Consider the following 2,661-nt stretch of genomic DNA (forward strand, 5'->3'; position numbering starts at 1 on the left):
GTGCTCGGCATCATCAAGTCGTTCGCGCTCCGGGACGCGCCGACGGGGGCCAAGCTGCGGGACAAGTGGCAGCCGGGCATCGACGTGCCGGCCGTTGCCGGCCGCGCGGACTCCGGAGACATCGAGATCGACCTCGTGGAGCTCTTCACCGACATCGGCGGGCTCGCCGCCGACGTCGGCAAGGGAGTCGCCATCTTCATCGACGAGATGCAGGACCTCGACCCGGAGGACGTCTCCGCGCTCTGCGCCGCCTGCCACGAGATCTCGCAGTCGGGCCTGCCCGTCATCGTCGTCGGAGCCGGGCTGCCCCATCTACCGGCGGTCCTCTCCGCATCAAAGTCTTACTCCGAGAGGCTGTTTCGCTACCAACGCATCGACCGCCTCCCTCGCGAGGCGGCGGACCAGGCGTTGGTGGGTCCGGCTGCCGACGAGGGGTGCGCGTTCGCTCCCGAGGCACTCGAGGCCATGTACGCCGTCACGGCCGGCTACCCCTACTTCATCCAGGCCTACGGCAAGGTCGTGTGGGACGTCGCCCCCACGTCCCCCATCTCGGCTGAGGACATCCGCGTGGCCGCGCCCGAAGCCGAGTCGGAGTTGGCCGTCGGCTTCTTCGGGTCACGTTTCGAGCGCGCGACCCCGGCCGAGCGCGAGTACCTGAGGGCGATGGCCGACGCCGCCCTGATCCGGTCGAGCGGCACCCAGCCCGACGACTCAGGTCACGACGGGCTGGGAGCGAGCTCAGCGGCATACGGCATCGTCAACGAGATGGACGCCGTCGCGACCTCAGCGGTGGCAGACATCCTCAGGCGAAAGCCCCAATCCCTTTCTCCCGCCAGGGATGCGCTGATCAAGAAGGGGCTGATCTACTCCGGTGAGCGAGGTCAGATCGCGTTCACGGTGCCGCATTTCGGACGCTATCTGCGCACCCAGGCGTGAGCTGCTTGTCGGCTGACGACGGATTATGCCGATCGAGTGAACAGCTTCCGTGCCCCGAGGCGAAGCGCTGGGCCGAGGCCGGCATGTTGAGGCCGGGTTATCGGACGAGCCCGACAGTCTTGCGCCGTTACCCTTGGTGCATGAGCACCGTGACGAGGCGGAGCCAGTCGCTGCGCGCAGCGATTGCGCGCCACAGAGGTGCGCTCGACGCGATCTTGGCCAGTTATGCAGCGACGAACCCACGGCTGTTCGGTTCCGTTGCCCGTGGCGACGCCACACCCGACAGCGACATCGACCTGACGGTTGACCTGTTGCCTGGCGGGGGCAATGAACTGCTCCGGGTATCCGGCGTTGCCGAAGAGCTGACAGAGCTCCTGGGGATACGAGTCGATGTGGTGGCGACGTCGCTGCTGCGAGGTGATGTCTCCTCGAGTGCGACGGCTGACGCGGTGCCAGTGTGACCCGGTCCGAGGAGCAGCGGTGCGCAGACATCCTTGACGCGATCACGCGATGCCAGGACTAGGCGCCGCACCTGCACTCGGATGATCTCGCGTCGATCGCTTACGACGCCCTACTTCAACGGCTGAACTCACCGAGCGCACTTCCCCCTTTGGTGGTCGATTCGCGGCGGAGTTACGCACCTGCGTCGACCGGCGCCGCCGCCCTGGGTAACGGGAGAGATCAGGCCGGGACGGAGATCTCCTGCAGCCAGGCCTGCCAGGCCGGCTCTTCGCGCCGCACGTAGTCTGCGGCGTCGGCGGAGAACAGGTAGGCCCGTACGCCGGCCGTCGCCTTGCCGTCGCCGTCGTCCCACGCGTAGACACTGAGCATTCCGGGCACCGGTCCGGTGAGCCGGACCAAGGTCTGCCGTTCACCGACGCGCTCGACCGTGCCGGTGGCGCCGCGGACCTCGACCGTCGCGCCCTCGTCGCCCAGCCCGAGCACGTCGTGCAGGGTTGACCAGAGCACGTCCGCGTCGCCGGGGTGGGAGGCGCTGGCCTCCAGGTGTGTAGCCTCCTGGCCGGGGAAGTGCGACAGGTAGAGGCGCAGGTTGTCGAAGAACGGCATCCAGCCCGGTCCCATGGTGTCCCAGAACTCCGACTCCCAGGCGGCGCCGGTCCCGAAGCCGCTACTGGTGACGCGCACGATGCAGGTGCCGCCGGACTGTGCCTCGACGAGGAACTCCGAGGTCAGCGGGCTGAGCGCATCGGGGTCCTTGCCCAAGAGGGCGGCCCAGTCCTCCTTGTAGACGAGCCGGCGCGGCGGCTCCCAGGCGGTGACCTGGCCGTCCGAGCCCATCTCCGGGCCCATGGTGAAGTGCAGCGAGCCGCCCTCGCGCTCCTCCATCTCGGTCGGCGCGAACCAGGCGCTCATGCCCTTGGCGGTGGCGATGGCTTGCCAGACCTGCTCGGGGGTGCCCGGGACCTCGACGCTGAACTCCAGGCGGTACGGGACGTTCAATGTGGTGCTCATGGGTTCTCCTCAGGAAGGGGGTGGGCGGCGACGAGGAGCCGGTGCGGGCGCCCGTCGTCGTGGTGGTAGCGAGCGGCCAGGTCGAGCACCGCGGCGGTCAGGTCGTCCGCGAACGCAGCCCGGTCGGCGGCCGACCGGAAGCCGATCTGCGTGTCGATGGTCAGCGTCGGCAGGCGCTTGCCGGACGCGCCGGCCCGGCGCGCCAGGGCGCCGACCTCGCGCACCAGCCGACCGGCAAGTGCGACGAGGTAA

The 2,661-nt window shown here is 69.0% G+C and carries 3 protein-coding genes and 1 pseudogene; 2 read left to right on the forward strand and 2 right to left on the reverse strand.

Annotated elements, in window-relative coordinates; genetic code table 11:
* Both VIR15_RS17755 and VIR15_RS17760 read left to right on the forward strand, forming a co-directional pair.
* Positions 1-936, forward strand: a 936-nt coding sequence (locus tag VIR15_RS17755; RefSeq protein ID WP_331930173.1) for an ATP-binding protein, incomplete at its 5' end; no start/stop codon positions are given.
* Between the two features lie 140 nt (positions 937-1,076).
* A complete protein-coding gene (locus VIR15_RS17760; RefSeq protein WP_331930176.1) occupies positions 1,077-1,397 on the forward strand; it encodes a nucleotidyltransferase family protein in 321 nt (106 codons plus the stop codon).
* Positions 1,398-1,617: 220 nt separating this feature from the next.
* Here VIR15_RS17760 and VIR15_RS17765 read toward each other — a convergent pair whose 3' ends face one another.
* Both VIR15_RS17765 and VIR15_RS17770 read right to left on the reverse strand, forming a co-directional pair.
* Positions 1,618-2,409, reverse strand: coding sequence for an SRPBCC family protein (locus tag VIR15_RS17765; protein WP_331930178.1), 792 nt, complete (start codon positions 2,407-2,409; stop codon positions 1,618-1,620).
* Positions 2,406-2,661: pseudogene (locus VIR15_RS17770) on the reverse strand (ArsR family transcriptional regulator); the annotation flags it as partial. The gene VIR15_RS17765 and the pseudogene VIR15_RS17770, both read right to left, overlap by 4 nt.

Source organism: Intrasporangium sp. (assembly GCF_036566125.1).
Taxonomy (GTDB): Bacteria; Actinomycetota; Actinomycetes; order Actinomycetales; family Dermatophilaceae; genus Intrasporangium.